General features: G+C 58.0%; 19 protein-coding genes and 2 other RNA genes. 11 read left to right on the top strand and 10 right to left on the bottom strand.

The window, feature by feature from the left end:
* Positions 1 to 528: 528 nt before the first annotated feature.
* Positions 529 to 1,563 (top strand): agmatine deiminase family protein, encoded by a 1,035-nt coding sequence (locus ACQE3E_RS21115; protein ID WP_313730392.1) that lies wholly within the window; start codon positions 529 to 531, stop codon positions 1,561 to 1,563.
* Between the two features lie 71 nt (positions 1,564 to 1,634).
* Positions 1,635 to 2,519, top strand: coding sequence for a carbon-nitrogen hydrolase (locus tag ACQE3E_RS21110; RefSeq protein ID WP_313730393.1), 885 nt, complete (start codon positions 1,635 to 1,637; stop codon positions 2,517 to 2,519).
* Positions 2,520 to 2,603: 84 nt separating this feature from the next.
* Here ACQE3E_RS21110 and ACQE3E_RS21105 read toward each other — a convergent pair whose 3' ends face one another.
* Positions 2,604 to 4,772: an Rne/Rng family ribonuclease gene (locus ACQE3E_RS21105; RefSeq protein ID WP_064024912.1), complete on the bottom strand. Its 2,169-nt coding sequence runs from the start codon at positions 4,770 to 4,772 to the stop codon at positions 2,604 to 2,606.
* Positions 4,773 to 5,185: 413 nt separating this feature from the next.
* On the opposite strand from ACQE3E_RS21105, the gene rluC reads away from it, so the two are divergent.
* The 3 genes from rluC to sppA are packed head-to-tail and all read left to right on the top strand — an operon-like array spanning position 5,186 to position 7,757.
* Entirely contained in the window at positions 5,186 to 6,145 is a 960-nt protein-coding gene (gene rluC, locus ACQE3E_RS21100; RefSeq protein ID WP_313730394.1) for a 23S rRNA pseudouridine(955/2504/2580) synthase RluC, read from the top strand.
* Entirely contained in the window at positions 6,129 to 6,776 is a 648-nt protein-coding gene (locus tag ACQE3E_RS21095) for an HAD family hydrolase (RefSeq protein WP_313730395.1), read from the top strand. The genes rluC and ACQE3E_RS21095 overlap by 17 nt, the downstream gene beginning before the upstream one ends.
* Positions 6,777 to 6,788: 12 nt before the next feature.
* The gene (gene sppA / locus ACQE3E_RS21090; protein ID WP_313730396.1) at positions 6,789 to 7,757 is read left to right on the top strand and encodes a signal peptide peptidase SppA; all 969 of its coding nucleotides are present in this window, start codon (positions 6,789 to 6,791) and stop codon (positions 7,755 to 7,757) included.
* A gap of 242 nt (positions 7,758 to 7,999) precedes the next feature.
* Here the strand turns inward: sppA and ACQE3E_RS21085 are convergent, their stop codons facing one another.
* Both ACQE3E_RS21085 and ACQE3E_RS21080 read right to left on the bottom strand, forming a co-directional pair.
* Complete coding sequence (locus ACQE3E_RS21085; RefSeq protein WP_313730397.1) at positions 8,000 to 12,730, bottom strand: PAS domain S-box protein; 4,731 nt, start codon at positions 12,728 to 12,730, stop codon at positions 8,000 to 8,002.
* Between the two features lie 35 nt (positions 12,731 to 12,765).
* Entirely contained in the window at positions 12,766 to 13,872 is a 1,107-nt protein-coding gene (locus ACQE3E_RS21080) for a two-component system response regulator (protein WP_313730398.1), read from the bottom strand.
* 190 nt (positions 13,873 to 14,062) lie between these two features.
* Here ACQE3E_RS21080 and ffs point away from each other — a divergent pair.
* The 5 genes from ffs (at position 14,063) to ACQE3E_RS21055 (ending at position 17,132) form a co-directional block, all read left to right on the top strand.
* Positions 14,063 to 14,159, top strand: an RNA gene (gene ffs / locus ACQE3E_RS21075) — signal recognition particle sRNA small type.
* Positions 14,160 to 14,192: 33 nt separating this feature from the next.
* A complete protein-coding gene (gene dnaX / locus ACQE3E_RS21070; RefSeq protein WP_427501023.1) occupies positions 14,193 to 15,848 on the top strand; it encodes a DNA polymerase III subunit gamma/tau in 1,656 nt (551 codons plus the stop codon).
* A 13-nt stretch (positions 15,849 to 15,861) separates the two neighbouring features.
* Positions 15,862 to 16,185: a YbaB/EbfC family nucleoid-associated protein gene (locus tag ACQE3E_RS21065; RefSeq protein WP_064030769.1), complete on the top strand. Its 324-nt coding sequence runs from the start codon at positions 15,862 to 15,864 to the stop codon at positions 16,183 to 16,185.
* A gap of 3 nt (positions 16,186 to 16,188) precedes the next feature.
* Positions 16,189 to 16,785, top strand: a complete 597-nt coding sequence (gene recR / locus ACQE3E_RS21060) for a recombination mediator RecR (RefSeq protein ID WP_071158944.1) — start codon at positions 16,189 to 16,191, stop codon at positions 16,783 to 16,785.
* Positions 16,786 to 16,793: 8 nt separating this feature from the next.
* The gene (locus ACQE3E_RS21055; RefSeq protein WP_064030767.1) at positions 16,794 to 17,132 is read left to right on the top strand and encodes a histidine triad nucleotide-binding protein; all 339 of its coding nucleotides are present in this window, start codon (positions 16,794 to 16,796) and stop codon (positions 17,130 to 17,132) included.
* Between the two features lie 44 nt (positions 17,133 to 17,176).
* Here ACQE3E_RS21055 and ACQE3E_RS21050 read toward each other — a convergent pair whose 3' ends face one another.
* The 7 genes from ACQE3E_RS21050 to ssrA form a co-directional block, all read right to left on the bottom strand.
* Entirely contained in the window at positions 17,177 to 18,466 is a 1,290-nt protein-coding gene (locus ACQE3E_RS21050; protein WP_313730400.1) for an MFS transporter, read from the bottom strand.
* 20 nt (positions 18,467 to 18,486) lie between these two features.
* Positions 18,487 to 19,008, bottom strand: a complete 522-nt coding sequence (locus ACQE3E_RS21045) for a hypothetical protein (RefSeq protein ID WP_313730401.1) — start codon at positions 19,006 to 19,008, stop codon at positions 18,487 to 18,489.
* Between the two features lie 136 nt (positions 19,009 to 19,144).
* Positions 19,145 to 19,471 carry a hypothetical protein gene (locus ACQE3E_RS21040; RefSeq protein ID WP_313730402.1) on the bottom strand — a complete coding sequence of 109 codons (327 nt, stop codon included), beginning with the start codon at positions 19,469 to 19,471 and terminating at the stop codon, positions 19,145 to 19,147.
* A 124-nt stretch (positions 19,472 to 19,595) separates the two neighbouring features.
* On the bottom strand, positions 19,596 to 20,936 hold the full coding sequence (locus ACQE3E_RS21035; RefSeq protein WP_313730403.1) for a peptide MFS transporter: 1,341 nt from the start codon (positions 20,934 to 20,936) through the stop codon (positions 19,596 to 19,598).
* 138 nt (positions 20,937 to 21,074) lie between these two features.
* Complete coding sequence (gene rlmN / locus ACQE3E_RS21030) at positions 21,075 to 22,112, bottom strand: 23S rRNA (adenine(2503)-C(2))-methyltransferase RlmN (RefSeq protein WP_168028264.1); 1,038 nt, start codon at positions 22,110 to 22,112, stop codon at positions 21,075 to 21,077.
* A 124-nt stretch (positions 22,113 to 22,236) separates the two neighbouring features.
* Positions 22,237 to 22,389: a Fic family protein gene (locus tag ACQE3E_RS21025; RefSeq protein ID WP_396642746.1), complete on the bottom strand. Its 153-nt coding sequence runs from the start codon at positions 22,387 to 22,389 to the stop codon at positions 22,237 to 22,239.
* Positions 22,390 to 22,564: 175 nt separating this feature from the next.
* Positions 22,565 to 22,945, bottom strand: a transfer-messenger RNA (tmRNA) gene (gene ssrA, locus ACQE3E_RS21020).
* 465 nt (positions 22,946 to 23,410) lie between these two features.
* On the opposite strand from ssrA, the gene ACQE3E_RS21015 reads away from it, so the two are divergent.
* A complete protein-coding gene (locus ACQE3E_RS21015) occupies positions 23,411 to 24,355 on the top strand; it encodes a DnaJ C-terminal domain-containing protein (protein ID WP_064030761.1) in 945 nt (314 codons plus the stop codon).
* Position 24,356 lies beyond the last annotated feature (1 nt).

Genomic DNA, 24,356 nt, shown 5'->3' with positions numbered 1-24,356 from the left:
CGGAAATGTCGCGAATTCGACGAGCAAGGCAAGGAGAAAATGAACCATTGTCGGGGGCTGGGTTACGGTTTTAAAATTACGCCGACCCTGATGCGTGTTAGTTGATATTTCTTGAAAAACTAACGAAAAAACAAGCAAAAGTTTTGAATTTTTCGAACGAGGAAGGTCAGATTAGAGGTTAGAATATGTCTGGAGTTGGCCGTGCCGGTCGTCCGGCATTTCTGTTTCGTCGATTCGAAGGAGGCCTTATGCAAGAGTCGGTGTTCGTGAAACTTGATATAGAACGGGATGAAACGCCGCTTGGCGAGCAAGCGGGGCGCGCGAAGTCGTTTTCGGAAGCCGCCAGTTTAGCCATTGCGTCCGCTTATCCCCGCGACCTGTATTGTTCGCCGGCCTGGCCCGGCTGTCTGGGCAGTTCCGGGTCGCCGGTACCGGATTATCTTCCCTCGGATAAGTCTTATCCGGTCAGCATTGATACAATAAGCCATACCTATACTATCAATCGCTACCACATCCAGGGAGTATTTCATGATTCGCTTTCCAGCCGAATGGGAGCCGCAATCGGCCGTTATCATCGCCTGGCCGCACGCTAGCGGCGACTTTCGCAATTTGTCTTCGGTCGAGGACAGCTACCACTTCATCGCTTCGACGATCAGCGCCTATCAACCGCTGGTGATTATTTGCAAGGACGGCGAGCATCAGCAGCACATTCAGGCGCAGTTTACGGCGCCCAATCCTAATTTGCATTTTGTCCAAGCGGCTTACAACGACATTTGGGTGCGGGATACCGTGTTCATCTCGTTGGAATGGCAACACCCCAAGGCCGCATTGCAATTGGTGAATTTCCGCTTTAACGGTTGGGGCAACAAATACCCGCATGCTGACGACGACGGGTTGAATCTGGCGCTGTTTGCTCACCCGATCTTCAAGGGCTTTCCGACCGCGACAGTCGATCTGGTGCTGGAGGGGGGGAGCGTCGAGTCGGACGGGCAGGGTACCGTGATGACCACCAAGAATTGTTTGTTCAATCCGAACCGCAATCCCGATCTAGGCGAAACGGCGATTGCTGGGCAGGTGCAAAATTATCTGGGCGCCAAACGAATTCTATGGGTCGAACAAACTAATCTGGCGGGCGACGATACCGATGCTCACATCGACACCCTGGCCCGTTTTTGCGATGCCGGAACCATTGCGTACACCAGTTGCGACGATAGCGAAGACCCGCACTACGCCAGCCTGAAAAATATGGAAATGCAATTGCAGGCTTTCCGTACCGAAGCCGGCCAGCCTTACAAATTGGTGGCGTTGCCGTTGCCGAAACCGATTTACGACGAGGATGGCCAACGCTTGCCGGCTAACTATGCCAATTTCTTGTTGATCAACGGCGCGGTGTTGGTGCCGGTCTATGACGATGCGATGGACGCGTTGGCGTTGGAGCGTTTGGCGGCCTGTTTCCCGGATCGAAAAGCGGTCGCGGTGCCCTGCCGACCCTTGGTGCACCAATACGGCAGTCTGCACTGCGCCAGCATGCAGGTGCCGGCTTTCGTCAAGCTGAATTTTTAAACTCGGCGACCCGCGCGGCAAGTCCGTTGTCGCGATTCCTCTGTCCACAGTCCTTAGATCTCTAGCCAGCCATGAAAAAATCGATAATCGCCTGCGCCGTTCAGCAGCCCTGTAATCGTGGCCGGGATACCAATCTGGCCTATTCGTTGAGCCGGATCCAAGCCGCCGCCCAACAGGGCGCCGAGTTGGTGGTGTTGCCGGAACTGCATCTGGATCACTATTTCTGCCAAAGCGAGGACACCGAGTGTTTCGACCTGGCTCAGGCTATCCCCGGCCCGAGTTGCGAGTCTTTGGCGGATGCCGCGCGAGCCAATCAGGTCGTCGTGGTCTCGACGATATTCGAAAAGCGCGCGCCCGGCCTTTACCACAATACCGCCGTCGTGTTCGACAAGGATGGCAGCATTGCCGGCACGTTTCGGAAAATGCATATTCCGGACGATCCGGGTTTTTACGAGAAGTTTTATTTCACGCCCGGCGATCTAGGCTTCAAGCCTGTCCAGACTTCGCTGGGAAAATTGGGCGTGTTGATCTGCTGGGACCAGTGGTATCCGGAAGCGGCGCGACTGATGGCGCTGGCCGGCGCCGATCTGTTGATCTATCCGACCGCGATAGGCTGGAACCCGGAAGATGAGGCGGCGGAAAAGCAGCGTCAACTGCAGGCTTGGATCACTGTGCAGCGTGGTCACGCCGTCGCCAACGGCTTGCCGGTGATTTCCTGCAACCGGATCGGCTTCGAAGCCGCGCCGGACCAAGTGCCGGGCATTCAGTTCTGGGGCAACAGCTTCATCGCCGGACCGCAGGGGGAAGTGCTGGCGAGCGCCGACGACGTTGAGGATTGCTTGCTGTTCGCCGAACTCGATCCCAAACGGAGCGAGGATGTGCGGCGGATTTGGCCGTTTCTGCGGGATAGGCGCATCGATGCTTACGGGGATATTTTGAGGCGTTACATCGATTGATCGAGGTTCGATCCGTTTTTAAGGCGGATCGGTCTGCTAGCCTGTTGAAAACGGAGGCCCGGCAAGCGACGGGCCTCCGTTTTTTTATTCCTCGGCCGAGCTTTGCGGGCGAGGTTGCGGCTCGGCACTTTCTTGAGAGCGGTTGCTGCTGCGCTCGGCAAACTCGCTGGCATATGAATTCGCCGGGGCGATCGAGTCGTTGCTGACGTAGCGGTTGCTGGGCGCCTCGGCGGACGACTGATCTGATTCGCCGTTGTAATTCTGTTCGGTTTTGCGCTCGGCCGAGTTACGTGGGTTACGGCGACGGTTACGGTTGCGGCGGCTGCGCTCCTGACCGTTACGGCGCGGTGCGCCTTCGCCTTCCTGTTCGCCTGACGCCGCCGGCAATGGTTGTTCCGCGGCCGGGCTGGCGGTTTGGGTGATGGCGTTGTCCGTCGTCGCTTGCGGATTAGGGCCGCCGCGGCGATTGTTGTTGTTGCGGCGACCGTTCCGGCCGGCACCGGGGCGGTCCTTGCGGACGTTGCGGTTGGGCCGGTTTCTTTCTTCGCCGGGTTTGCCTTCGCCGCTGGCTTCCGGAGTTTCGGCGATTTTGTCCTTGCCGATCAAGCGTTGCCAGAAGCGCTGGATCAGGCTGGCGGAATTTTTCTTGCTCTGTACCGGTGCCGGCGAGTCGGGCAGGAATTCCTTGATCGCCGCCTTTTCCGATTTCGGGCCGGCTTGTTTGGCGAATTCCGGTACCGCGATTTCCTCTTCCTTCAATTGCAGGTGGCTGGCCTTGTCGTCGCCTTCCACCGTTTTAATCCGCTCGATATCGTAGGCCGGCGTTTCCAGGTGTTTGCTCGGCAATACAATGATGCCGACATGCAGGCGGGCTTCGATTTCTTGAATCGCCGCGCGTTTTTCGTTGAGCAGGAAGGTGGCGCAGTCGATAGGCAGGTGAGCGATGACGCGCTCGGTGCCTTTTTTCATCGCTTCTTCCTCGATCAGGCGCAACACCGACAAGGTCACCGATTCCACGTTGCGGATCGTGCCTTGGCCCTTGCAGCGGGGGCAGGTCAGTTGGGTGGAATCGCCCAGCGACGGCCGCAAGCGTTGCCGCGACATTTCCATTAGACCGAAGCGCGAAATACGGCCGGTCTGGATGCGGGCGCGGTCGATTTTCAACGCATCGCGCAGGCGGTTTTCGACCTCGCGTTGGTTTTTGTTCGACATCATATCGATGAAGTCGATCACGAACAGGCCGCCCAAATCGCGCAGCCGCAGTTGGCGGGCAATCTCGTCGGCGGCTTCCAGGTTGGTATTCAGCGCGGTTTCTTCGATGTCGCTACCTTTGGTGGCGCGCGCCGAGTTGATGTCGATAGACGTCAGCGCCTCGGTATGGTCGATGACAATAGAGCCGCCGGACGGCAACGAGACTTCGCGCTTGTAGGCCATCTCGATCTGGGTTTCGATTTGGTAACGGCTGAACAGCGGAACGGTGTCCTGATATTGCTTGGCCTTATGCAGGTTGTGCGGCATCACTTGCTTCAGGAAGTTTTGCACCAGTTTAAAGGCGCCTTCCTGATCGATCAGGATTTCGTCGATGTCTCCGCGCAAGTGGTCGCGCAACGCGCGGATGATGACGTTGCTTTCCTGGAAGATTAGGAAGGGGGCGGCTTGTTCCTGGCTGGAGCGATCGATCGCTTCCCAAAGTTGCATCAGGTAATTCAAGTCCCATTGCAGCTCTTCGACGTTTTTATCGGAACCGGCGGTACGAATGATCAGGCCCATGCTGTCCGGAATTTCCAGCGCCGCCATGGTTTCGCGCAATTCGCTGCGATTATCGCCTTCGATGCGTCGGGAGATGCCGCCAGCTTTGGGATTGTTCGGCATCAGCACCAGATAGGTGCCGGCCAGACTGATGTAAGTGGTCAGCGCGGCCCCCTTGTTGCCGCGCTCCTCTTTCTCGATCTGGACGACGATTTCCTGACCTTCCCGAATATTCGACTTCGAAGACTTGCCTTCGCCGTCGTCGCCGGTGCGGTATTCCGGGGCGATTTCCTTAAACGGCAGAAAGCCGTGCTTTTCGGCGCCGTAATTGACGAAAGCGGCTTCCAGGCTGGGCTCTACCCGGGTGATGATGCCTTTATAGATATTGGATTTTTTCTGTTCTTTGGAAGGGACTTCGATGTCAAAATCATAGAGTTTTTGACCATCTACCAAGGCCACTCGCAACTCTTCGGGTTGCGTGGCGTTGATAAGCATTCTTTTCATTAAATTATCCTTATTGTTGTGTATCCCACCTAGAGTTTAAACAGGTTGGTTTGTCGCGGATAAAGGCGGCGGGTTCCCGATGCGTTACCAAGTGAGCGGCCGGACTGACTGAAAACTGCAATGAATAGTAGTAGTTATAGCAGCGAATATCGGATGGACCGAGGGTGGCGCTTGTCGTGCGGGGAATCTGTTATACCGAACTCTATGCTTTAGGATGCAAGTCGCTCATCATGGGTCGAGCGATAAAACCCGAAAATTCTTGTTATTAATTTAGCGAGGAAAACGGCCGCGTGGCCCGATAATCAATTTCCATCGCCCAGTCTATCGATAGATAAACTAGCCTAATATAGCAATCTTTACCAGAGGCAGCAATTTTAAACATGGCCGGCTTGGATGTTGCTATTATTTCCGCCATGAATCAAGTAAGCGAAACGCCGCGCCCGAGTGTGCAATGGCTGGAAGTCACCGACGCGAACAGCGAACAACGGTTGGACAATTTCCTGATCGGTTTTCTCAAGGGTGTGCCCAAGACCCGCATCTACCGGATGGTTAGGAAGGGCGAAGTCAGGGTCAATAAGGGGCGTGTCGACGTCAGCTACAAACTGGTCATTGGCGACATCGTCAGGATTCCGCCGGTCAGGGTGGCCGAAGCCGCCGACGAGGTCATCGTGCAGCCGGCCTTGAAGTTCAGCCTGGAAAATCAAATTCTGTACGAGGACGACGGCTTCATCGTTCTTAACAAACCGTCCGGTTTTGCCGTGCACGGCGGTAGCGGCGTCAGCGGCGGCATCATCGAAGCGCTGCGGCAAATCCGTCCGCAACAGAAGTTTCTGGAACTGGTGCACCGGCTGGACAAGGAAACCTCGGGCTGTTTATTGATCGCCAAGAAGCGCTCGGCGCTACGGGTTTTGCACGAAATGTTTCGCGGTGACGGCATCCAAAAGACTTATTTGGCGCTGCTGGCCGGTCAATTCAAACGAAAAAGTCAGCGTGTCGATGTGCCGCTGCTGAAGAACGTCGCACAAGGTGGCGAACGCATGGTGGTCGTCAGTCAGGCCGGCAAACCGGCCGAGACTTTGTTTACCCGCTTGAAGGCGTTTCGGGAAGCGACACTGGTGCATGCGGCGCCCAAGACCGGCCGGACCCATCAAATTCGGGTGCATGCCGCCTGGCTCGGGCATCCCATCGTCGGCGACGACCGCTACGGCGAGGACAACGTCAACAAGGCTTTCAAGCAACGCGGCTATAAGCGCTTATTCTTGCACGCGGAGCAACTGCGTTTCGCACACCCGCTGACCGGCGCCCCGCTGCATTTCAATGCGCCGCTGCCGGCCGATTTACAAACCTTGCTCGAGCATGAAGAAACGCTTTGATTTGATTATTTTCGACTGGGACGGCACCTTGGCCGACTCGGTGGACTGGATCGTGCACTGCATCCGCCAAGCCGCCGCCAGACAGGGCTGTCCGGTACCGGAACCTCAAGCCGTCAAGGACATCATAGGGCTCAGTATTGAAAACGCCGTGGCCCGGTTGTTTCCAGGACTCGACGAAGAAAAGGGCCGGCGCTTGGCCGGCGATTACGCCCAAACGTTTTTTTCCAGGGAAATGAGCAGGGACGACTTGTTTCCCGGCGTGCCGGAAATGTTGGCATGCTTTCGAGAGGCCGGTTACCGTTTGGCGGTGGCCACCGGCAAGAAAAGCGCCGGCTTGCGGGAAGTGATCGCCGGTACCGGTTTGACCGCCAGCTTTTGCACGACCCGTAGCGCCGATCAGACCGCGTCCAAGCCGAATCCGCTGATGATCGACGAAATCGTCGCCGAGTTGGGCGTTGCCAAGGACAGAACCTTGATGGTCGGCGATTCGGTTCACGATTTGCAAATGGCGTTGAACGCCGGCGTCGCGTCGGTGGCGGTGACTTGCGGCGCGCATCCGGCTGAGACGCTTAAGCGCTATTCGCCGTTGTATTGTTTGAATTATCCGACCGAGTTGCTCGGTCTACTTTAAGGAGGCAGGTCCTTGGACACGCAAAATCAAAATCAGGAACCGGAAGGCCAGGATGGCGGTTGGGAACGGCAGACGCTGGAGAAACTGGCGTTCGCCGCGATTAACGAGCAGAAGATCGCGCGGCGTTGGGGTATCTTTTTCAAGGTCTTGACCTTTGTGTATTTGTCGGCGGTATTGTTGGTCGCGACCTATCCCAGCTTCGAGGAAAAAATGAGCTCCGATCGCCAGCACGCGGCGGTCGTCGATATCGTCGGCGTGATTGCCGACGGCGAGGCCAGTTCGGCGAGCGTAGTCATCGAAGGCTTGCAGGATGCGGCCGAAGACAAAAACACCAAGGGCATTATTTTGAACGTCAATTCGCCCGGCGGCACCCCGGTGCAAGCCGGTTACATTTACGACGAGATTCGCCGGATCAAGGCCGAACATCCCGATTTGCCGATTTATGCGGTGGTCGGCGATGTTTGCGCGTCGGGCGGCTATTACATTGCCGCCGCGGCCGACAAGATTTTTGTCAATCAAGCCAGTATCATCGGTTCGATCGGCGTCATCATGAATAACTTCGGCTTCACCAATGTGCTCGATCGACTGGGGATAGAACGGCGGACCTTGACCGCCGGCGAGCACAAAGCCTTGCTCGATCCGTTTTCCCCGGCCAACAGCCAGGAAACCAAGCACATGCAATCGATGTTGGATCAGGTTCACCAGCAATTTATCGACGCGGTCCGCAAAGGGCGGGGCGACAGACTGAAAGAAACGGCGGACATGTTTTCAGGGCTGGTCTGGACCGGCGCCGAGGGCGTCAGACTGGGTTTGGCGGACGACTTCGGCAACGTCGATTCGGTTGCCCGCGATCAACTCGATACCGAGCACACGCTGAACTTCACGCCGCAGGAGCGTTTACTGGACCGCTTGGCCGGCCGGATGGGCGCTTATTTCGGCCATTCGATAGCGACCAGTCTGGGGTTGGGACAACTGCGTTGATCGCTGCGCGTCGGGCGGGCGATGGCGACTGACTATCACTGATCTCAGCGCGGCGTTTGCTTCAGGCGTGTCGGCGCGCCACTGGGCATGGCGCGGATTCGCCGGCGTTTAGCGTATCGATTATCGCGTCGTCGCCTCATAAAGTGAAGTGCCGCACCTGAGGTCGGCCTTGACGCTACTCCGGCTAAGCTTATAGTCATACGTTCGCGACAATCGCGCGGCATCTAGCGTCATGCCGGGATTTAATCCGGGTCCCGCGGAGGTTGGTCGAAACTTTCCAACCGTGTCAACGCCGCATCGTAATCGAAGTTTTCAATCGCGCGCAGTAGCGGTAAGACCTGATCGCCGAGCGCGGTTCTTAACTCCGCGCGGTGCTCCAGAGCCAGTTCGTTGGCTTGGATGTCGCCGGACGCTAACAGCGACCGCAAGCGGGGCAACAAGTCGGCGGCCGAGATACCGCTTGGCGTCGGCTCGATGGCCGGCGGCGGTAACCGAGTGTCGGCTTCGGCAACGAAGCGCTGCAGGGCCGCGTTCAAACTTTCGATGCGCGCAAGTAGGGCTTCGGCCGGTTCGCGTGCTCTGGCCGCTCGCAGCAAGTCGGCCGCCGGGTCGGCGATTCCGATCAGCGCCAGAGAGCCGGCGCTGCCTTTCAACAGATGGGCAAGATCGGCGATCTTGGCGACTTCGCCGGCCTCCAGCCAAGCCAGTAAAGCCGCTGGATCGGCGCGGTGGTTGTCCGCGAACAATCGCAGCAGTCGCCGATATTTTTCCAGGTTTCCGTGCAACAGAGCCAGGCCGCGTTGCCAGTCAAGGTCGGTAAGCGCCGCTAAGTCGGCTGCCGCTTCCGCGTTGGTCGCGTCGGGTAGCGGCAGCGGCGCGCGCAGCCAGCGCGACAGCGTGGCATACAGCGTGTCGGGCTCGACCGGCTTGGCGATGAAATCGTTCATACCGGCGGCGAGACAGGTGTGACGATCTTCATTGAACGCGTTGGCGGTCATGGCGACGATGGGCACCGTGCGGCCCTTGTCGCTGGCGCGGATGATGCGGGTGGCTTCCAGGCCGTTCATTTTCGGCATTTGCATGTCCATCAGGATCAAATCGTAGTCGGCGGCGGCGAATTTCGCGACAACCGCTTCGCCATCTTCCGCGCTGTCGACGCTTAGTCCGGCGCCGCGCAACAAGTCCTCGGCGACTTCGCGATTGATGGCGTTGTCCTCGGCCAGTAATACGCGGGCGTTGACTTGGCTGAGCTTCTGGCGGGTTTGAACGCCATTGAGTTGGTCGGGCTCCTGCTGAACAACGCCGCGCCCCAGGTTCAGCCAAGCCGTAAACCAAAATCGGCTGCCCAGGCCCGGCCGGCTATCGACCCCGACCTCGCCACCCATCAGTTCGGCCAAGCGGCGGGTAATGGTCAGTCCCAGACCCGTACCGCCGAAGCGGCGCGTGGTCGAGGCGTCCGCCTGCTCGAATGCATCGAATAGCTTGCCGGGGTTGGCGCTATCGATGCCGATTCCGGTGTCTTCCACTTCGAAACGCAATAAAACCCGGTCGGCGTCGGTTTTCAACAGCCGGCAACGCAAGGTAATTTGGCCGGTCTCGGTAAATTTGACGGCATTGCCGGCGTAGTTCAGCAAGGCCTGGCGCAACCGGGTCGGGTCGCCGGACAGCGATGCCGGCACGGGATCGCATTCGATGTAAACGGCCAAACCCTTGGTTTTGGCCTTGTCGTAAATCAACGAATAGACATGGTCGAGCAGCGCGTGTGCCGAAAATTCGGTTTGTTCCAGCGTCATCCGGCCGGATTCGACCTTGGACAGATCGAGAATGTCGTTAACGATATTCAGCAGATGGTCGGCGGCGGCGTTGATCTTAGTCAACCGTTCCGATTGGCTCGGTGTCGGTTCGGCGGCTTGCAACAAGTGGGTCAAGCCGATGATGGCGTTCATCGGCGTGCGGATTTCATGGCTCATGTTGGCCAGGAACGCAGTTTTGGCGCGGTTGGCGGCCTCGGCGGCCAGGCGTGCTCGCTCGCGTTCGCGTTCCAGGTTTTTTTGGGACGAGATGTCCCGGGAAAATCCGACTGTACCCAGGACACGGCCGTCGGCATCGATGACCGGAGCTCGACTGGTTTCGTGGATCCGGCCGGGTTGCCAAGGTAAATATTCTTCTATCGTTTGGCGGGCGCGAGTTTCGATGGCCCGCTGTTCCATATGGCGATTGCGTTCGGCAATCTCGGGAGGGTACAGTTCGGCATCGGTTTTTCCGAGTATGTCGACGATGGACATGCCGCTGAAGTCGGCCAACGCGCGATTGGCGGCCAGGAGATGACCGTCTATGTCTTTCAGCCAAGCCAGTTGCGGAATGTTGTCGATCAGCGCTTGCAGGTAATTGCCGGTCAGCCGCAGTTCGGCGGTGCGTTCCGCGACCAATTCTTCCAGGTTGCGGCGGTGGCGCGACAATTCCTCCGACAGGCGTTTTTTGTCGCTGATATCTTCCTTGATAGCCAGATAATGACTGATCCGACCATTGGCGTCGCGAATCGGGCTAATGCTGGCGAGCTCGACGTATTCGCTGCCGTCCTTGCGGGTATTGATGAATTCGCCCTGCCAACTCTGCCCCTGTTGCAGGGCCTGCCACAGGTCGCCAAATACCGCCGGCGAGGTCTTGCCGGATTGCAGAATCCTGGGGTTTTTGCCGAGGACTTCTGCGCGCTCGAAGCCGGTGGCCTGTACGAAAGCTTGATTGACGTATTCGATGTTGGCGTTGAGGTCGGTGATGACGATGCTTTCCGGACTTTGTTCGACGGCTTGCGATAGTTTGAGCAGCTGTAGTTCGGCGTGTTTGCGTTCGGTGATGTCCTGCAGGGTGCCGTCGATTTGCGTGCCGTCGCGGAGCGCTTGGCCGGTAACTCTGAACCATTGGGTGTTTCCGTGGGTGCCGGTGGCGGCCAACTCCAAATCGAACGCGGTATCGTGCCGAGCCGCGTCGCGCAGCGCTTGATCGAGGATGTGCCGTTCGGCCGGTGCCAGACGGCTCGACAGGGTATCCAGCTCGGGCTTTGCGTCGGCCGCCAAGGCCAGGATGTCGGCGACTTCGTCGGTCCAGGTCAATGCGCCGGAAGCCGGCGTATAGCGCCAGCCGCCAATTTTAGCCATCGCGCCGAGCCTGCGCAGCAAGGTTTCTTTTTCGTCGAGGGTCGATTGAGTTTGCAAGCGCTCGGTTAAGTCTTCGCCGGAACTGAGCAGGCCGGTTACCCGGCCGTCCGCGTCGGTCAATAGTTTGTGATGCCAGCGTATCGTTCGGGTTTCGCCGGTTTTGGTCAGAATGGGGTATTCGTCGTCCAAGCGCGCGTCTTGCACGCCGGTCAATACCTTCCGAAAGCGCGGGTAAAGATCGCGCTGGCCCCGCGGTTGCGGAACGCAGTCCAAAAACCAATCGCGGCCGGCCATGTCGGTGTCGGCGCGGCCGAGCAGCGCACAGCCGGCCCGGTTAATCATCTTGACGCGGCCTTCCATATCCAGCGCGAGCATCAAGGTTTGCACCGTATCCAAATAACGTTGGTTGCGGTCGTGTACTTGGCGCAGTTCGTCCTGGTTGCGCTTCAGTTCGGTGATGTCCCTGGCAATTCCGAACAGGCCGACGATTCGGCCGTCGTCGGCCAGCAAAGGCCCCTTGGTCGTCATGAAAATTGCTTCGCCGTCATTGGTGGGTAGGTGTTCGGTAACCGTGACCCGCTGTCCGGCGTCGAGAATTAAACGGTCGTTGGATTTAAGTTCGGCGACCAGGTCGGCGGGAAAAATCGACGCGTCGTCGCGGCCGATCACTTCCGCCGCGCTTTTGCCGGTAATGATTTCCGCCGCGCGGTTGAAGAGCAGGTAACGGCCGTCCGAGTCCTTGGCAAAGATGGCGTCGCTCGAGCCGTTGGCGATCGCGTCCAGCAATTGCAGAGAACGTAATTTGGCTTCGCGCTCGCGTTCGGCCGCGCGTTGAATGCTTTGGTCGGAAAACGTCAACACCGCGCCCAGCCGTTCTCCGTTCGTGCCGAGAATCGGTGCGCAACACAGGCGAACCGGCCGATCCGCGCCGTTTGGACGGAATAGCAGCCAGTCGCCGCTGTCGGAGACGAAACCACTGCCGGTCAACACCGGCGTCAAATTCAGCGGGCTCCGGCCGGATTCAGTGACGATGGTCATGATCGCCGCCAGCGGCTTGCCGACGGCGTCGGCCGCGCGCCAGCCGGTTAGGGCTTCGGCGGCGGGGTTCAGCAATTCGACTCGGTCGGCCGCATCGACCGCGACGACCGCGTCGCCGATGCTTTGCAAGGTCGTCAGATAGCCGGATTCGCTGGCGTTTAACAATTGGCGGTTGGTGGCGATCAGCTGGTGTAGACGATGGTGGAAGTAACTGAATAAAACACCCATGGTCAGAAACAAGGTCATCGATACGAATTGGGCCGGCTCGGCCAATTCGAACGAGAATGGCGGCGGGATGAAGATGTACCAGACTAGGCCGATCGCGAGCAGCGTCGCCAGTAAACCGCTGAGCCAGCCGCCCAGCCAGCCGGAAAAGAAAACGGCCGGAAACATCAGAAACCAGACATAGGGCGAAACGATGCTCCATAGGCTCCATTGGACGCCGGCCGCCAGGGCCGGTAACAAACCGGCCAGTACTAAGCGAAGCGCTCCAGGGCGAACCTCGGCTGGCGCGGGGGCTAAAGCGTCGGCGTGGCGGCCGTAACGGGTCAATAGCAGGTAGAGTAGCAAGGTGGTCAAGGCCACGAAAATCCAGCCTTTTACCGTGCTGACGAAGGCGAATCGCGCTGGCTCCGGAAATAGCGCGACGATGGCTTCGTCCGAGAACAGTATCCATAAGAACCCAGTCAGCGCGTATAAACCGACGATTTTGCCGATCTGGCCCCGGCTCAACACTGCGGGTTGGGTTTGCGAGAAGGGTCTGGCGGCGTTGGGAGGCATGCTGCTGTCCGGTTGGATTGGGCCGCCGGTTGGCGCTAAAGCGGGTCCCGGAATTCGGTTGCGATCATTTTGAAGTTCTCCAGACAGTGCGCGAAGCCGTCGGCAATATCGGGATCGAAATGCCGACCCCGGCCGGCCATGATGATGTCGGCGGCTTCGCCGAAATCGATCGGCGGTTTGTAGCTGCGTTGGGATATCAGCGCGTCGAAGACGTCGGCCAACGCCATAATGCGGGCCGACACCGGTATCGCCTCGCCTTGCAGGCCTTCGGGGTAGCCGCTGCCGTCCCATTTTTCATGATGCCAGTGGGCGATTTCCTTGGCCAGCGCCAAAAACGCCGCAGAGGCGCGAACGTCGCGTTCGGCGCGTTCGATGGCGTCGCTGCCGAGCTTGGCGTGGGTTTTCATGATTTCCCACTCGGCGGCGGTCAGCTTGCCGGGTTTGGTAAGAATATAGTCGGGAATGCCGACTTTGCCGATGTCGTGCAGCGGGGCGGAACGCGTTAACAATTTAATATAATTCGGGGTCAGCGTCTGGCTGAAGCGAGGATGATCCCGCAAGCATTCGGCCAAGGTTCGGACATAGCCTTGGGTGCGCAATAGATGTTGGCCGGTTTCCGGGTCGCGGGTTTCAGCCAGATGCGCCAAGGCCAGAATACTGACGTTTTGGGTCAGTTCGTTTTCCGCCATGCGCTTGCCGATTTCATTTTCCAGAAAGGCATTTTGATCGGCTAGCCAGTCGCGCGCTCGTTTGGCTTCGAGCTGGGCCGCGACCCTGGTCAGCACCACGGCGGGCTGGATGGGCTTGGCGATGTAGTCGGCGGCCCCGAGTTGCAGACCGTACTGTTCGTCGCGGGCGTCGTCGAGCGCGGTCAGGAAGATCACCGGAATGTCGGCGCTGCCGGGTGCGGCCTTCAAACGGGTCAATACTTGGTAGCCGTCGACTTCCGGCATCATGACGTCCAGCAGGATCAAGTCCGGGCTCGGGGTTTGGTTGGCATAGCGTAGCGCGGTGGCGCCGGAATTGGCGGCCTTGACCCGATAGCCGGCGCCCTGCAACAAGGTGCCGAGGATGTGCAGGTTCTCTGGCATGTCGTCGACGATCAGTATCGTGGCGGGTTCTGCGCTGGCGGGTGTTATCACGTGAGGCCTCGGTCGGAACGCGGTAACGCGAAGTTTAGGTGGCCAACACTACCGCGTCCGTCCCCGAATTGCAAATGACGGTCGCCGGGTTCGGCTTGCCGGAAAATATCGTTCGGGGTGTTGCGTTGGCCGGAGGTTTTAAGGATAATGCGCAGCTCTTCAGCCCACGGCTGATGTTTTATGGTTACTGTGTCGGTCCTCTCGCAACGATACGCTGTAAACCCCGCCAGGTCCGGAAGGAAGCAACGGTAGCAGCGGATTCGTGTGCCGGGATGCGGCTGGCACGGTAGCCGCCCAAACCTAGCCTACCCGCGCTGCCAATGGCTTATCAGGTCCTCGCCAGAAAATGGCGTCCCAGCAACTTCTCCCAGCTTGTCGGCCAGGAGCATGTCAGCCAATCCCTGATACACGCTCTGCGCCACGACCGCCTGCATCACGCTTATTTGTTCACCGGTACCCGCGGCGTCGGTAAAACCACGGTGGCTCGAATTCTCGCCAAGGCCATAAACTGCGAAAACCTCCAGGATTTCAATCCCTGCGGCGAATGCCCGGTTTGTCTGGCGTTCGAGCAGGGCCGCTTCATGGACATGATCGAAGTGGATGCGGCATCGCGCACCAAGGTCGAAGACACTCGCGACTTACTCGACAACGTCCAATACGCGCCGAATCAGGGGCGCTACAAGGTCTATTTGATCGACGAAGTCCATATGCTGTCCGGCCACAGCTTCAATGCACTATTGAAGACGCTGGAAGAGCCGCCGCCTCACGTCAAGTTTTTGCTGGCTACCACCGATCCCCACAAAATTCCGGTGACGGTATTGTCTCGCTGCTTGCAGTTCAATCTGAAGCGTCTGCTGCCGGATCAAATCGCCGCGCAGATGCAGTTCATTTTAGAGCAGGAACAGATCGGCTTCGAAATCCCGGCTTTGAAAATCTTGGCTCGCGCGGCCGACGGCAGTTTGCGCGACGGCTTGAGCCTGTTGGACCAGGCCATCGTTTATGGCGGCGGCAGCGTCGTGCATGCGGCGGTAACCGGCATGCTGGGTACGGTGGCGCAACAGCCGGTCGACGATTTGTTGCAGGCTCTGGCGGCCGGCGACGCCAAAGGCTTGCTGGTCAAGATCGGCGATATCGCCGAACTGTCGCCGGATTTCGCCGACATCTTGCAGCAAATGCTCAGGGTCCTGCACCGCGTCGCGCTGCTGCAGCAAATTCCCGATTTCGTCGACGCCGAGTTCGATCAAGCATTGATTGGTCTATTGGCGCGGACGCTGACCGCCGAGGACGTGCAACTGTACTATCAGATCGGTTTGCTCGGCCAGCGCGATCTGCCGCTGGCGCCCGATCCGCGTACCGGTTTCGAAATGACGATGCTGAGAATGCTGGCTTTCCGGCCGAAAACGCTCGACCAGCGGCAAGAGACGCCGCCCGGTCCGGTGATAACTACGGTCCGGCCGTCAACGCCCGCCAAGGAACCTGGGTCGGTTTCCGATTCGGTGGCGGCTGTCGTAACACCCGCCGCGGCGCCGGTTGCGGCGGAATCACCGGCCGCCGTCGAGCCGAAGCCCGAGATGCGCTCGGTTTCTCCGGACTCGCTCCGACCGGAACAATGGCCGGAGATTATCGCCGCATTGAACATCGGCGGCCGGGCCAGGGAGTTGGCCAACAACTGCGTGCTGGAAGGCATCGACAATCACACTTGCCGGTTGTTGCTGGACCCGAGTTTTCATCAAGTCGGCACTCGGGCCGAGGACACGCTGCGCGCCGCGCTGCAACAGTATTTCGGTCGGTCGATCAAGTTGGTGATCGCCGCTAGGGCCAGCGATCTGATGACGCCGGCGCTGCAAATGCAAAAAGCCAAGGAAGATCGCCAACAGGCGGCGGTGGACAGCATCCAGACCGATCCTACCGTGCAGGCCTTAAAAGATACCTTCGGCGCCAGGGTGTTGCCTGGCAGCATAGAGCCTATTAATTGATTTCGGAGACACTATGAAAAACGCACTCGCGGGCATCATGCAACAAGCCCAGAAAATGCAGGAAAACTTGAAAAAGGCCCAGGAAGAACTCGAAAACATGGAGGTGCTGGGCGAATCCGGCGGCGGCTTGGTGACGATACTGATGACCGGCAAGCGCGAAGTGCGTAAGGTCAGTATCGATCCGTCGCTGGTCGGCGACGACAAGGATATGCTGGAAGATTTGGTGGCGGCGGCAATCAACGACGCCGTCCACAAGGTTGGCAAAATGAAGAAAGAAAAAATGGCCGATGTCACCGCCGGCATCCCGATTCCGCCCGGTTTTCAGATGCCGTTCTAAATCATGGCTAATCAGGGGCTGCTGAAGGAACTGATCCAGAGCCTGTGCTGTCTGCCCGGCGTCGGACCCAAGTCGGCGCAGCGGATGGCGTTTCATTTGCTGCTGCGCAACCGCGACGGTGCCCGCCAGCTCGGTCAGTTGCTGGAAAAAGCTGTCGCCGAAATCGGTTATTGCCGCGACTGCCGCACCCTGACCGAAGCCGAGATTTGCGAAGTCTGCGCCAATCCGCTCCGGGAGAACGATACGCTGTGTATCGTCGAAAGCGCCGCCGACGTTTGGGTCGTCGATCAGGCCACCACGTTCAAGGGCAAATACTTTGTGTTGCACGGCCGCTTGTCGCCGCTGGACGGCATCGGGCCCGACCAGCTCGGTTTCGACTTGCTCGAGCAGCGCATGGCCTCCGGCACGCTAAAGGAAATCATCCTGGCAACCAATTCCACGGTGGAAGGCCAGGCCACCGCGCATTTTATCGGCGAAGTTGCCGCCAAACATGGGATACAAGCCACCCGCATCGCCCACGGCGTACCGATGGGCGGCGAGCTGGAATTCATCGACAGCGGCACGCTGTCGGCGGCTTTTAACGGGCGTAGAGAACTTTAGGAGGCAAGATGAGCGATTGTTTGTTCTGCAAGATGGTCGCCGGCGAGATCAAGCCGGACGTGGTTTACGAAGACGATAAGGTGTTGGCGTTCCGCGATTTGCACCCGCAAGCGCCGCTGCATGTGTTGGTGATTCCGAAACGTCACATTGCTAACTTAAACGATCTGGACGATGCCGAGTTGGGCGGACACCTGCTGCAAACCGCCGCGAAAATCGCCAAGGACCTGGGCTATGCCGACAGCGGTTATCGCACCGTGTTGAACTGCAACGCCGACGGGGGCCAAACCGTTTTCCACCTGCACCTGCACCTGCTGGCCGGCCGAGCAATGCATTGGCCGCCGGGTTAGAACGCCGCTTTCGCAAGCCCTACCTGGTCGGCGGCCGGCGCGATTTACCGATTCAAGCTTGAGACCCGCATCGGTTCTTTCATCGCGATCGCGACGATCAGCGAAAAGGCGGCGCAGGCGCTGACGTAGTAGCCAAACCATTCCGGATGGCCGTGGCTTTTCATCGATAGCGCCAGGTATTCGGCGCTGCCGCCGAATAAGGCCACCGTCACGGCATACGGAAATCCCACGCCCAGCGCCCGAATGTGTACCGGGAACAGTTCGGCTTTGACGATGGCGTTGACCGACGAGTAGCCGGAAACGATCAGCAGCGCGCAGATGTACCAGAACAACGCCGAAGTCAGGCTTTGCGGCTGCGACAAAAGGTTCAGGATCGGTGCCGTGAACAGCGTTGCAAGGACGCCGAAGCCGATCAACATGCAGCGGCGGCCGACGAAGTCGGACAGCAGGCCGAACAGCGGCTGTACCAGCATGAATACCGACAGCGCGATGGCGCAGATCAGCGTGGCGTCGTCCTTTGCAAAGCCGGTGGTGTTCACCAAAAACTTCTGCATGTAGACGGTAAACGTGTAATACGACAAGGTGCCGCCGGCGGTCAAGGCCACGACGGTGAAGATTTGCTTGGGATAGTTGAGCAACTCGCGCGGATTGGCTTGCTTGGCCGATTCGGTGTGTTGCTCGACGAAAGCGCTGGTTTCCGCCATATTGCCGCGCAACCGGACCGCGACAACAGCGAGCAAGCCTCCGACCACGAAGCCGATCCGCCATCCCCAATTGTGCAGTTGCGCGTCGCTCAAGAAACAGCGCTGCAACAGCATCAGCAATCCCAGCGCCAGGATTTGGCCCAAGACGATAGTGACGTATTGAAAGCTGGAGTAGTAGCCGCGCCGGTCGGCGCTGGCCATTTCGCTGAGGTAGGTGGCGGAGCTGCCGTATTCGCCGCCGATACTGAAACCCTGCAACATCCGGGCGAGCAATAGCAAGGCCGGCGCCCAGGCGCCGATCACCGCATAGCCCGGCGTGCAGGCGATGATTAACGAGCCCAGGCACATCAGGCCGACCGACAAGAGCAGTGCGCTCTTGCGGCCCTTGCGATCCGCCAAACCGCCCAGCCACCAGCCGCCCAGCGGCCGAAACACAAAGCCGACCGCGAAGATCGCGGCGTTGTTTAGCAATTGGGCGGTTTGGTCGGTTTCCGAAAAGAAAGCCGGCGCAAAGTACAGGGCGAAAGCGGCGTAAATGGCCCAGTCGAAATATTCCACCAGATTGCCGATCGAGCCGCTGAAGATATTCCGCAGGCGGGCGCGGTGCGAGAGCGCTGATCGATTGGTCATGTCGGTTGCCGTCCCGCCGCTCAATGCAGCGTCTTGGAGGCGCCGGCGGCGTCGTGCAGGCTGCAAAACAATTGCACGGTGACGAATATCAAGGTCTTGATCATCCGCACCGCGTCGCCGGGTGCCGGATGTTCGGCCAGATATTCATCGATGCAGTCGTGGAGAAATTGCACCAGGCCCTGTTGCTCGTCGGTTTCGAATACGCTTTCCGAATGCGGTTTGCCGGACATCATCGCGGTCATTTCGGCGTCCACCAACGCGGCTTTTTCCTGTAGCCAGGCCATGCCCAGGGTTTGTTGGCTGGGCAGGGTGCCGGAGGTTTTTTCGAACACGCAAATAACGTCGAACACCAGATCCATGAACAGATGGGCGACGTTTTGATCCTGCTCGGCAATTAGCGAAGGAAACACCCCAAACAGCGTTTGCGCCAATACCGGTTGCTCGTTCTGAAACCGGGTCAGGATGGTATGCCCGGCGTTTTGATCCAGGCTTTTGGCATATTCCAAGCCCAAGTAAAGTTCTTTATCGGTAAATTCGCGCATGTTGAGTGAGTATGGAAAAGTGAAAATCGCGGCTATGGTCAGCGCATCGCCTCGAATTGAATGCCTCGAAAATGTCGGAGCCGGTTTGCTCCGACGAGTCAGTCGGCCGATCCGCCGGCATCGGCAGTCAAGGCCTTTAAGCTTCGAAGCCCGCCATGAACGCCGACCGGCTGGTTTCGTCGCCGTAGAGCAGGGTCAGGCCGGCGGGGTCGGGCGCGTCGGTCGGATGGGCCGAATAGGCCATCAGTAACGGGACGATATAGCGGCCCGCCGCCGGCGAGAGATAGACGAAATAGCGCTCGCCGTCTTCCGTCCAATGCCCGAACATCGCCATGCCGGCCGGCCCGTTCTTGGCGATATACGCGGCCCGAAACGAGCCGAACAAAACACCTATCTCCCCGGACTCGTATTCGTGTCGGGTCAGGGCGATCCTATGCCAAGTTTGGGGTTTTGTGGTCGCCACGGGAATCTCCTGTCATCGCCAAACGTTTGATATATAGATGCGCGTCCAGCGGTTTTTCGCGCGGGCAGCGGGTCTTCGGTTCAGACTATAAAGCCAATTCCGCCACAATGCCATGCCGGCCGGATCAACAGTCCTTGCCGGCCAGTCGGCTTTCCAAAAACGTTCTTAATCCAAATATCGCCAAACCGGCGCCGCAGGCCAGCCCAGCCAACAACAGAAAGAAGCCGGCATGGGACATCGTCGAGTAAAAGCTACCGATATAGCCGGCCAAATAATTGCCTAAGAACACCGACAAAAACCACAGTCCCATCACCGAGCCGACCGCCTTGGCCGGCGCGACCTTGCTGACCAGCGACAAGCCGACCGGCGACAGATATAGCTCGCCGACCGTGTAAATCAGGGTACACAAGGCCAGCCACAGGCCGCTGATTTTTTGGTCCGGGCCGTGTAGCGACACCGCGACGATCAACACCAGAAACGAGGCCGCCAGCCAAGCGCAACCCCAAGCCATTTTCACGACGCTGGAACGCGGCTTGGAGGGCTTGCCGAGCATGCCGCCCATCAGCGGCGTCAACAAAAAGATGAAGGCCGGATTCAAGGATTGAAACCAGGTGGACGGCATATCCCAACCCAACACCCGCCAATCGGCCCGCTGCTCGGCAAACAATTGCAAGGTATTGCCTTGCTGCTCGTAGACCGCCCAAAACACCACGTTGATCGTCGCCAACACCGCCAAGCTTAAAATCGCCCGCCATTCCTCGCCGCTGATCGGCGTTTCCGGTATCGGCGTCCGAGTCCCGCGCCAGGCGGCATCGCCGCCCAGAAAGCGTTGGCCGGCCAAATAAATCGACAAGCCTATCGTCATGCCGACACCGGCCGCCGCGAAACCGTAATGCCAACCGTAGCGCTGGCCCAGCGTGCCGCAGACCAACGGCGCGAAAAAACCGCCGATATTGATGCCCAGGTAAAAAATCGTGAACGCGCCGTCGCGGCGCGGGTCGCCGGGAGGATACAAGCTGCCGACCTGGGTCGAAATATTGGGTTTGAAGCAACCGTTACCCGCGATCAGCAAGGCCAGCGCCGGCAAGAACCAGGCTTCCCGTGCCATCAGAAAATGCCCGGCGGTCATCAACACCGCGCCGAGTGCAACCGTGTTGCGCGGCCCCAACCAACGGTCGGCCAAGTAGCCGCCCAACAGTGGAGTCAAATAGACCAGGCCGGTGTACAAGCCGTAGATTTGCGAAGCCAGCGGCTGTATGTCCAAGCCGCCGTAAAGCCATTCCAGCCCGGCCCGCAAGCTCGCGAAGCCGAATATATCGGCACCGTCGTTCACCGCCGGAATCAAATACTGGATCATGTACAACACCAGCAAGGTCCGCATGCCGTAATAGGAAAACCGCTCCCACATCTCGGTCAGAAACAAGACATACAAACCCGGCGGGTGGCCGAAAAGCTGCTTAGGCATCGTCGCTCGAAAAAATCGGTCGTTATAAAGTGACGTCGCGGCGAATTTTAGCGCCCATACGGTCGCGCCGATGACGGTCTTTACCTCGCGCAATCGGCCAGGATAAAACGGCCTCCGCCGTGCCGGCGCTGAATCCGATCACCCATTGGAATTGAGTTGCCCGCACGCCGCTAGCACGTCGTCGCCTTTAACCCCGCGAATCAAGGTTGGAATCCTGAAGGTATCCAATACCGCCTTAAACCTTTCCACGGTTTGCATATCCGGTCGTCGGTAACGCGATCCGGGGAAGGGGTTGAACGGAATCAAACTGATATAAGCGCTTTTTCCCGCCAGCAAGGTGCCCAGTTTCTCCGCATCGAGCAGAGCATCGTTGAAATCCTTGATCAAAATATATTCGTAAGTCACGAATTGCTTTTTGTTTAATGCTATGCGGTCGATATAAGCCAACACTTCGTCCAGCGGATATTTTCTATTGATCGGAATCAACTCGTCGCGTTTTTCCGAGAACGGCGAATGCAGCGACAGAGCCAGATTGACGCCAGGCATTTCCCGGTTCCAACGTTTGAGTCCCGGAAGATAACCCGCCGTCGAAATCGTGATTTTCTGAACGCCGACTGAAAATCCGAATTGCGATAAAAATATTTCGCAAGCTTGTTTAACCGCATCGAAATTATGCAAGGGCTCGCCCTGGCCCATAAACACGATATTTAATATGCGTTCTTCTCCAGGCCGGTTTTCGGCTAGCCACTGCCAGGCTTTCAAGAATTGTCCGATCATTTCGCCGGTGGTCAAATTGCGTTTAAGGCCTTGTTCTCCGGTAAAGCAAAAAGCGCAATTCATCGCGCAGCCGACTTGCGACGACAGACAAATCGAATATTTGTTATTGAACGGAATCAGCACCGTCTCGACTTTTTGGTCATCGTTCAACTTAAACAGAAACTTCACGGTCCGGTCTTTTTCGGATTCGTAAACCGTATCGATTTCAGGCAAGGAAAAGTCGTAATACCGTTCAAAAAACGCCAAGGCCGGCTTGGATATTAGATTATGACAAGGCGAGTTCTGCTTTTTCTTGTAATACCAATTAAATAGCGTCGGCGTCACCGAGTTATTAAAGCCCTGCCGTTCGACTATCGTCTCTAAGTCGGTATACGTTAGATCGTAAAAAGAGGGTTTCAACGAGTTCTCCACGCGCTATAAATACCGGCCAATATCGGTGCGTTATAAATATTCAAAGCCGATTATCCCCGGCCAAACCACCAACGGCGTTTACCTTGTCGATCAATCGTTGCCGTGCCGAGATTTATTGACCGAGTTTCGTGGCGGCAAATGTCCAGCTAGAGTCGGTCAAACGATATGGTTGCGAGCGGCTGTTAGGTTTGTCGGGAACGGTCATTTCGATCCGTCCCAGAGCAAGCGTTGGTTTCAAGTAACGCTCACGGAAAGATGTTTTCATATGCGGAACTCTCAAGCAGATTCTTTGCCGGCCGCGGTTCAGTTAACCGTTCAACAAACCGAGGCAATATATCATTTGCAAATCCCGCCGGTGAGGTTGGAGTCTACAGTATTTGATTCGGCTGGCGACAGGCGATAAAAAACCCCAGCCGGTCACCCGACTGGGGTTTGGTGTTTGGTGGAGGTGGCGGGAATTGAACCCGCGTCCGCAAGCACTCCGCCACAAGCTCTACATGCTTATCCCGCGCTTTTAATTTAACTGTTGACTACCCGTCGGGCCAAGAGGATCAACAGCGATTTCGATTGGATTTAGCGCTTTAGGCTCCGAACTAAGCCCTGGCGCGATCTTATGTAATATGATCCCTGAGCGCTCCCCGAGAGGAACTCCAGACGCATAAGTACATCTGGTCAGAGAAGTGGTGCAGGTTTTAAGCTGCGATAGCCACTGAGTAGTTTTCGTCGTTTGCGAATACTTTTTTTCAGTAGGTTTTACGAGCGGTACTGTGCTCGGCATGCACCTGAGGTTTTGCTACCCACGTCGAAGCCATGTCACCCCCAAGAGCGGTCATTCTATCAAAGCGGCGGGACAGTTGCTAACAATATGGATGCGGGTCCGGCAAATTCAAGTCCCCGCCGGTCGTGGCAATCGCGAATTTCGCTCGGCGAAATTGTAGTTGTTCTCACCGGTACGATTCGCTATAAATCGGCTAGCGTGCCGCCCGGTAAGGCAGGCAGCTCATTGGGGCTTACAATTTTGGATTGACGCGCCCATTTCATGTCTTGCGTAATTCTACTTTGTCAGATTACAAATAAGCATCGTCATTCCGGCACGGATGGCCGGACCCGTTAGAGCGCGGAGCGAATCCAGACGCTATGGACGGATTTAAGCCATACCATCCATGGCACTGGATGCCCGCTTCCCGGCGGACATGACGGTCTGAACAAATCCGACAAAGTAGAAGTAATTCGGATTAAGAACAGCTATCCATCCTTGCCGGCCTTGTGCGCCGACGGAGAGCAGCGTGCAATACAAAGATTACTACCAGATTCTAGGCGTGGAACGCGAAGCGGCCTTGCCGGAAATCAAGAAGGCCTATCGCAAGCTGGCGCGCAAATACCACCCGGACATTTCCAAGGAGCCGGACGCCGAAGCCCGGATGAAGGACGTCAACGAGGCTTATGCGGTGTTGTCCGACACCGAAAAGCGCGCAGCCTACGATCAACTGGGCCGCGGTTACCGGTCCGGCCAGGAATTTCATCCGCCGCCGAATTGGGATGCCGGCTTCGAATTTTCCAGCGGCGATGCCGGCGATTTCGGTGACTTTTTCAGCCAATTGTTCGGCCGGATGGGCGCCGGCCGGCGCGGTGGGCCGTTCGAGGCGCAAGCCGGTGGTTTTCGGGCGCAGGGCGACGACCATCACGCCAAGGTGTTGCTGGATGTCGAAGACGCCTTTCGCGGCGCCTCCCGGCAAATCAGCCTGCGGGTGCCGACGATGGATGCCGACGGCCGGGTGGTTTTGAACAATCGCACGTTGAACGTCAAAATCCCGAAAGGCGTTTACGAAGGCCAAATCATTCGCCTTGCCGGCCAGGGCGCACCGGGCCTGGGTGGCGGCAAGGCTGGCGATTTGTTGCTGGAAGTCCATTTCAATCCGCATCCGCGCTTCCGGGTGGACGGCAGCAATCTGCACATGAGTTTGCCGGTCGCGCCCTGGGAAGCCGCGCTGGGTGGCGTCGTAACGATTAATCTATTCGATAGCGAATTGAAGGTTAGGATTCCGCAAGGCCTGCAAAGCGGCCAACAATTGCGCCTGCGAGGCAAGGGTATTCCCTGCGCCACACCCGGCGATTTGTTGCTGGATATTCAAATCGTGCTGCCGCCCGCCAACTCTGACAAGGCCAAGCAACTTTACGAAACCATGGCGCGCGAACTGGCCTTCGACCCGCGCGCAAGCCACAGGAGTTAAG

The organism is Methylomonas sp. MED-D (assembly GCF_050276835.1).
Classification (GTDB): domain Bacteria; phylum Pseudomonadota; class Gammaproteobacteria; order Methylococcales; family Methylomonadaceae; genus Methylomonas; species Methylomonas koyamae_A.
The sequence above is the reverse complement of the archived record's forward strand: the minus strand, read 5'-3'. Positions and strand labels throughout refer to the sequence as shown.

Bases quoted from the DNA above. Each gene is read 5' to 3' on its own strand.
- ACQE3E_RS21105 (WP_064024912.1), bottom strand. From the start codon at position 4,772: ATGAAAAGAATGCTTATCAACGCCACGCAACCCGAAGAGTTGCGAGTG.
- ACQE3E_RS21035 (WP_313730403.1), bottom strand. From the start codon at position 20,936: ATGCCTAAGCAGCTTTTCGGCCACCCGCCGGGTTTGTATGTCTTGTTT.
- dnaX (WP_427501023.1), top strand. From the start codon at position 14,193: ATGGCTTATCAGGTCCTCGCCAGAAAATGGCGTCCCAGCAACTTCTCC.
- ACQE3E_RS21115 (WP_313730392.1), top strand. From the start codon at position 529: ATGATTCGCTTTCCAGCCGAATGGGAGCCGCAATCGGCCGTTATCATC.
- ACQE3E_RS21110 (WP_313730393.1), top strand. From the start codon at position 1,635: ATGAAAAAATCGATAATCGCCTGCGCCGTTCAGCAGCCCTGTAATCGT.
- ACQE3E_RS21050 (WP_313730400.1), bottom strand. From the start codon at position 18,466: ATGACCAATCGATCAGCGCTCTCGCACCGCGCCCGCCTGCGGAATATC.
- ACQE3E_RS21025 (WP_396642746.1), bottom strand. From the start codon at position 22,389: ATGAAAACATCTTTCCGTGAGCGTTACTTGAAACCAACGCTTGCTCTG.
- recR (WP_071158944.1), top strand. From the start codon at position 16,189: ATGGCTAATCAGGGGCTGCTGAAGGAACTGATCCAGAGCCTGTGCTGT.
- ACQE3E_RS21085 (WP_313730397.1), bottom strand. From the start codon at position 12,730: ATGCCTCCCAACGCCGCCAGACCCTTCTCGCAAACCCAACCCGCAGTG.
- ACQE3E_RS21055 (WP_064030767.1), top strand. From the start codon at position 16,794: ATGAGCGATTGTTTGTTCTGCAAGATGGTCGCCGGCGAGATCAAGCCG.
- ACQE3E_RS21095 (WP_313730395.1), top strand. From the start codon at position 6,129: ATGAAGAAACGCTTTGATTTGATTATTTTCGACTGGGACGGCACCTTG.
- ACQE3E_RS21045 (WP_313730401.1), bottom strand. From the start codon at position 19,008: ATGCGCGAATTTACCGATAAAGAACTTTACTTGGGCTTGGAATATGCC.
- rluC (WP_313730394.1), top strand. From the start codon at position 5,186: ATGAATCAAGTAAGCGAAACGCCGCGCCCGAGTGTGCAATGGCTGGAA.
- ACQE3E_RS21065 (WP_064030769.1), top strand. From the start codon at position 15,862: ATGAAAAACGCACTCGCGGGCATCATGCAACAAGCCCAGAAAATGCAG.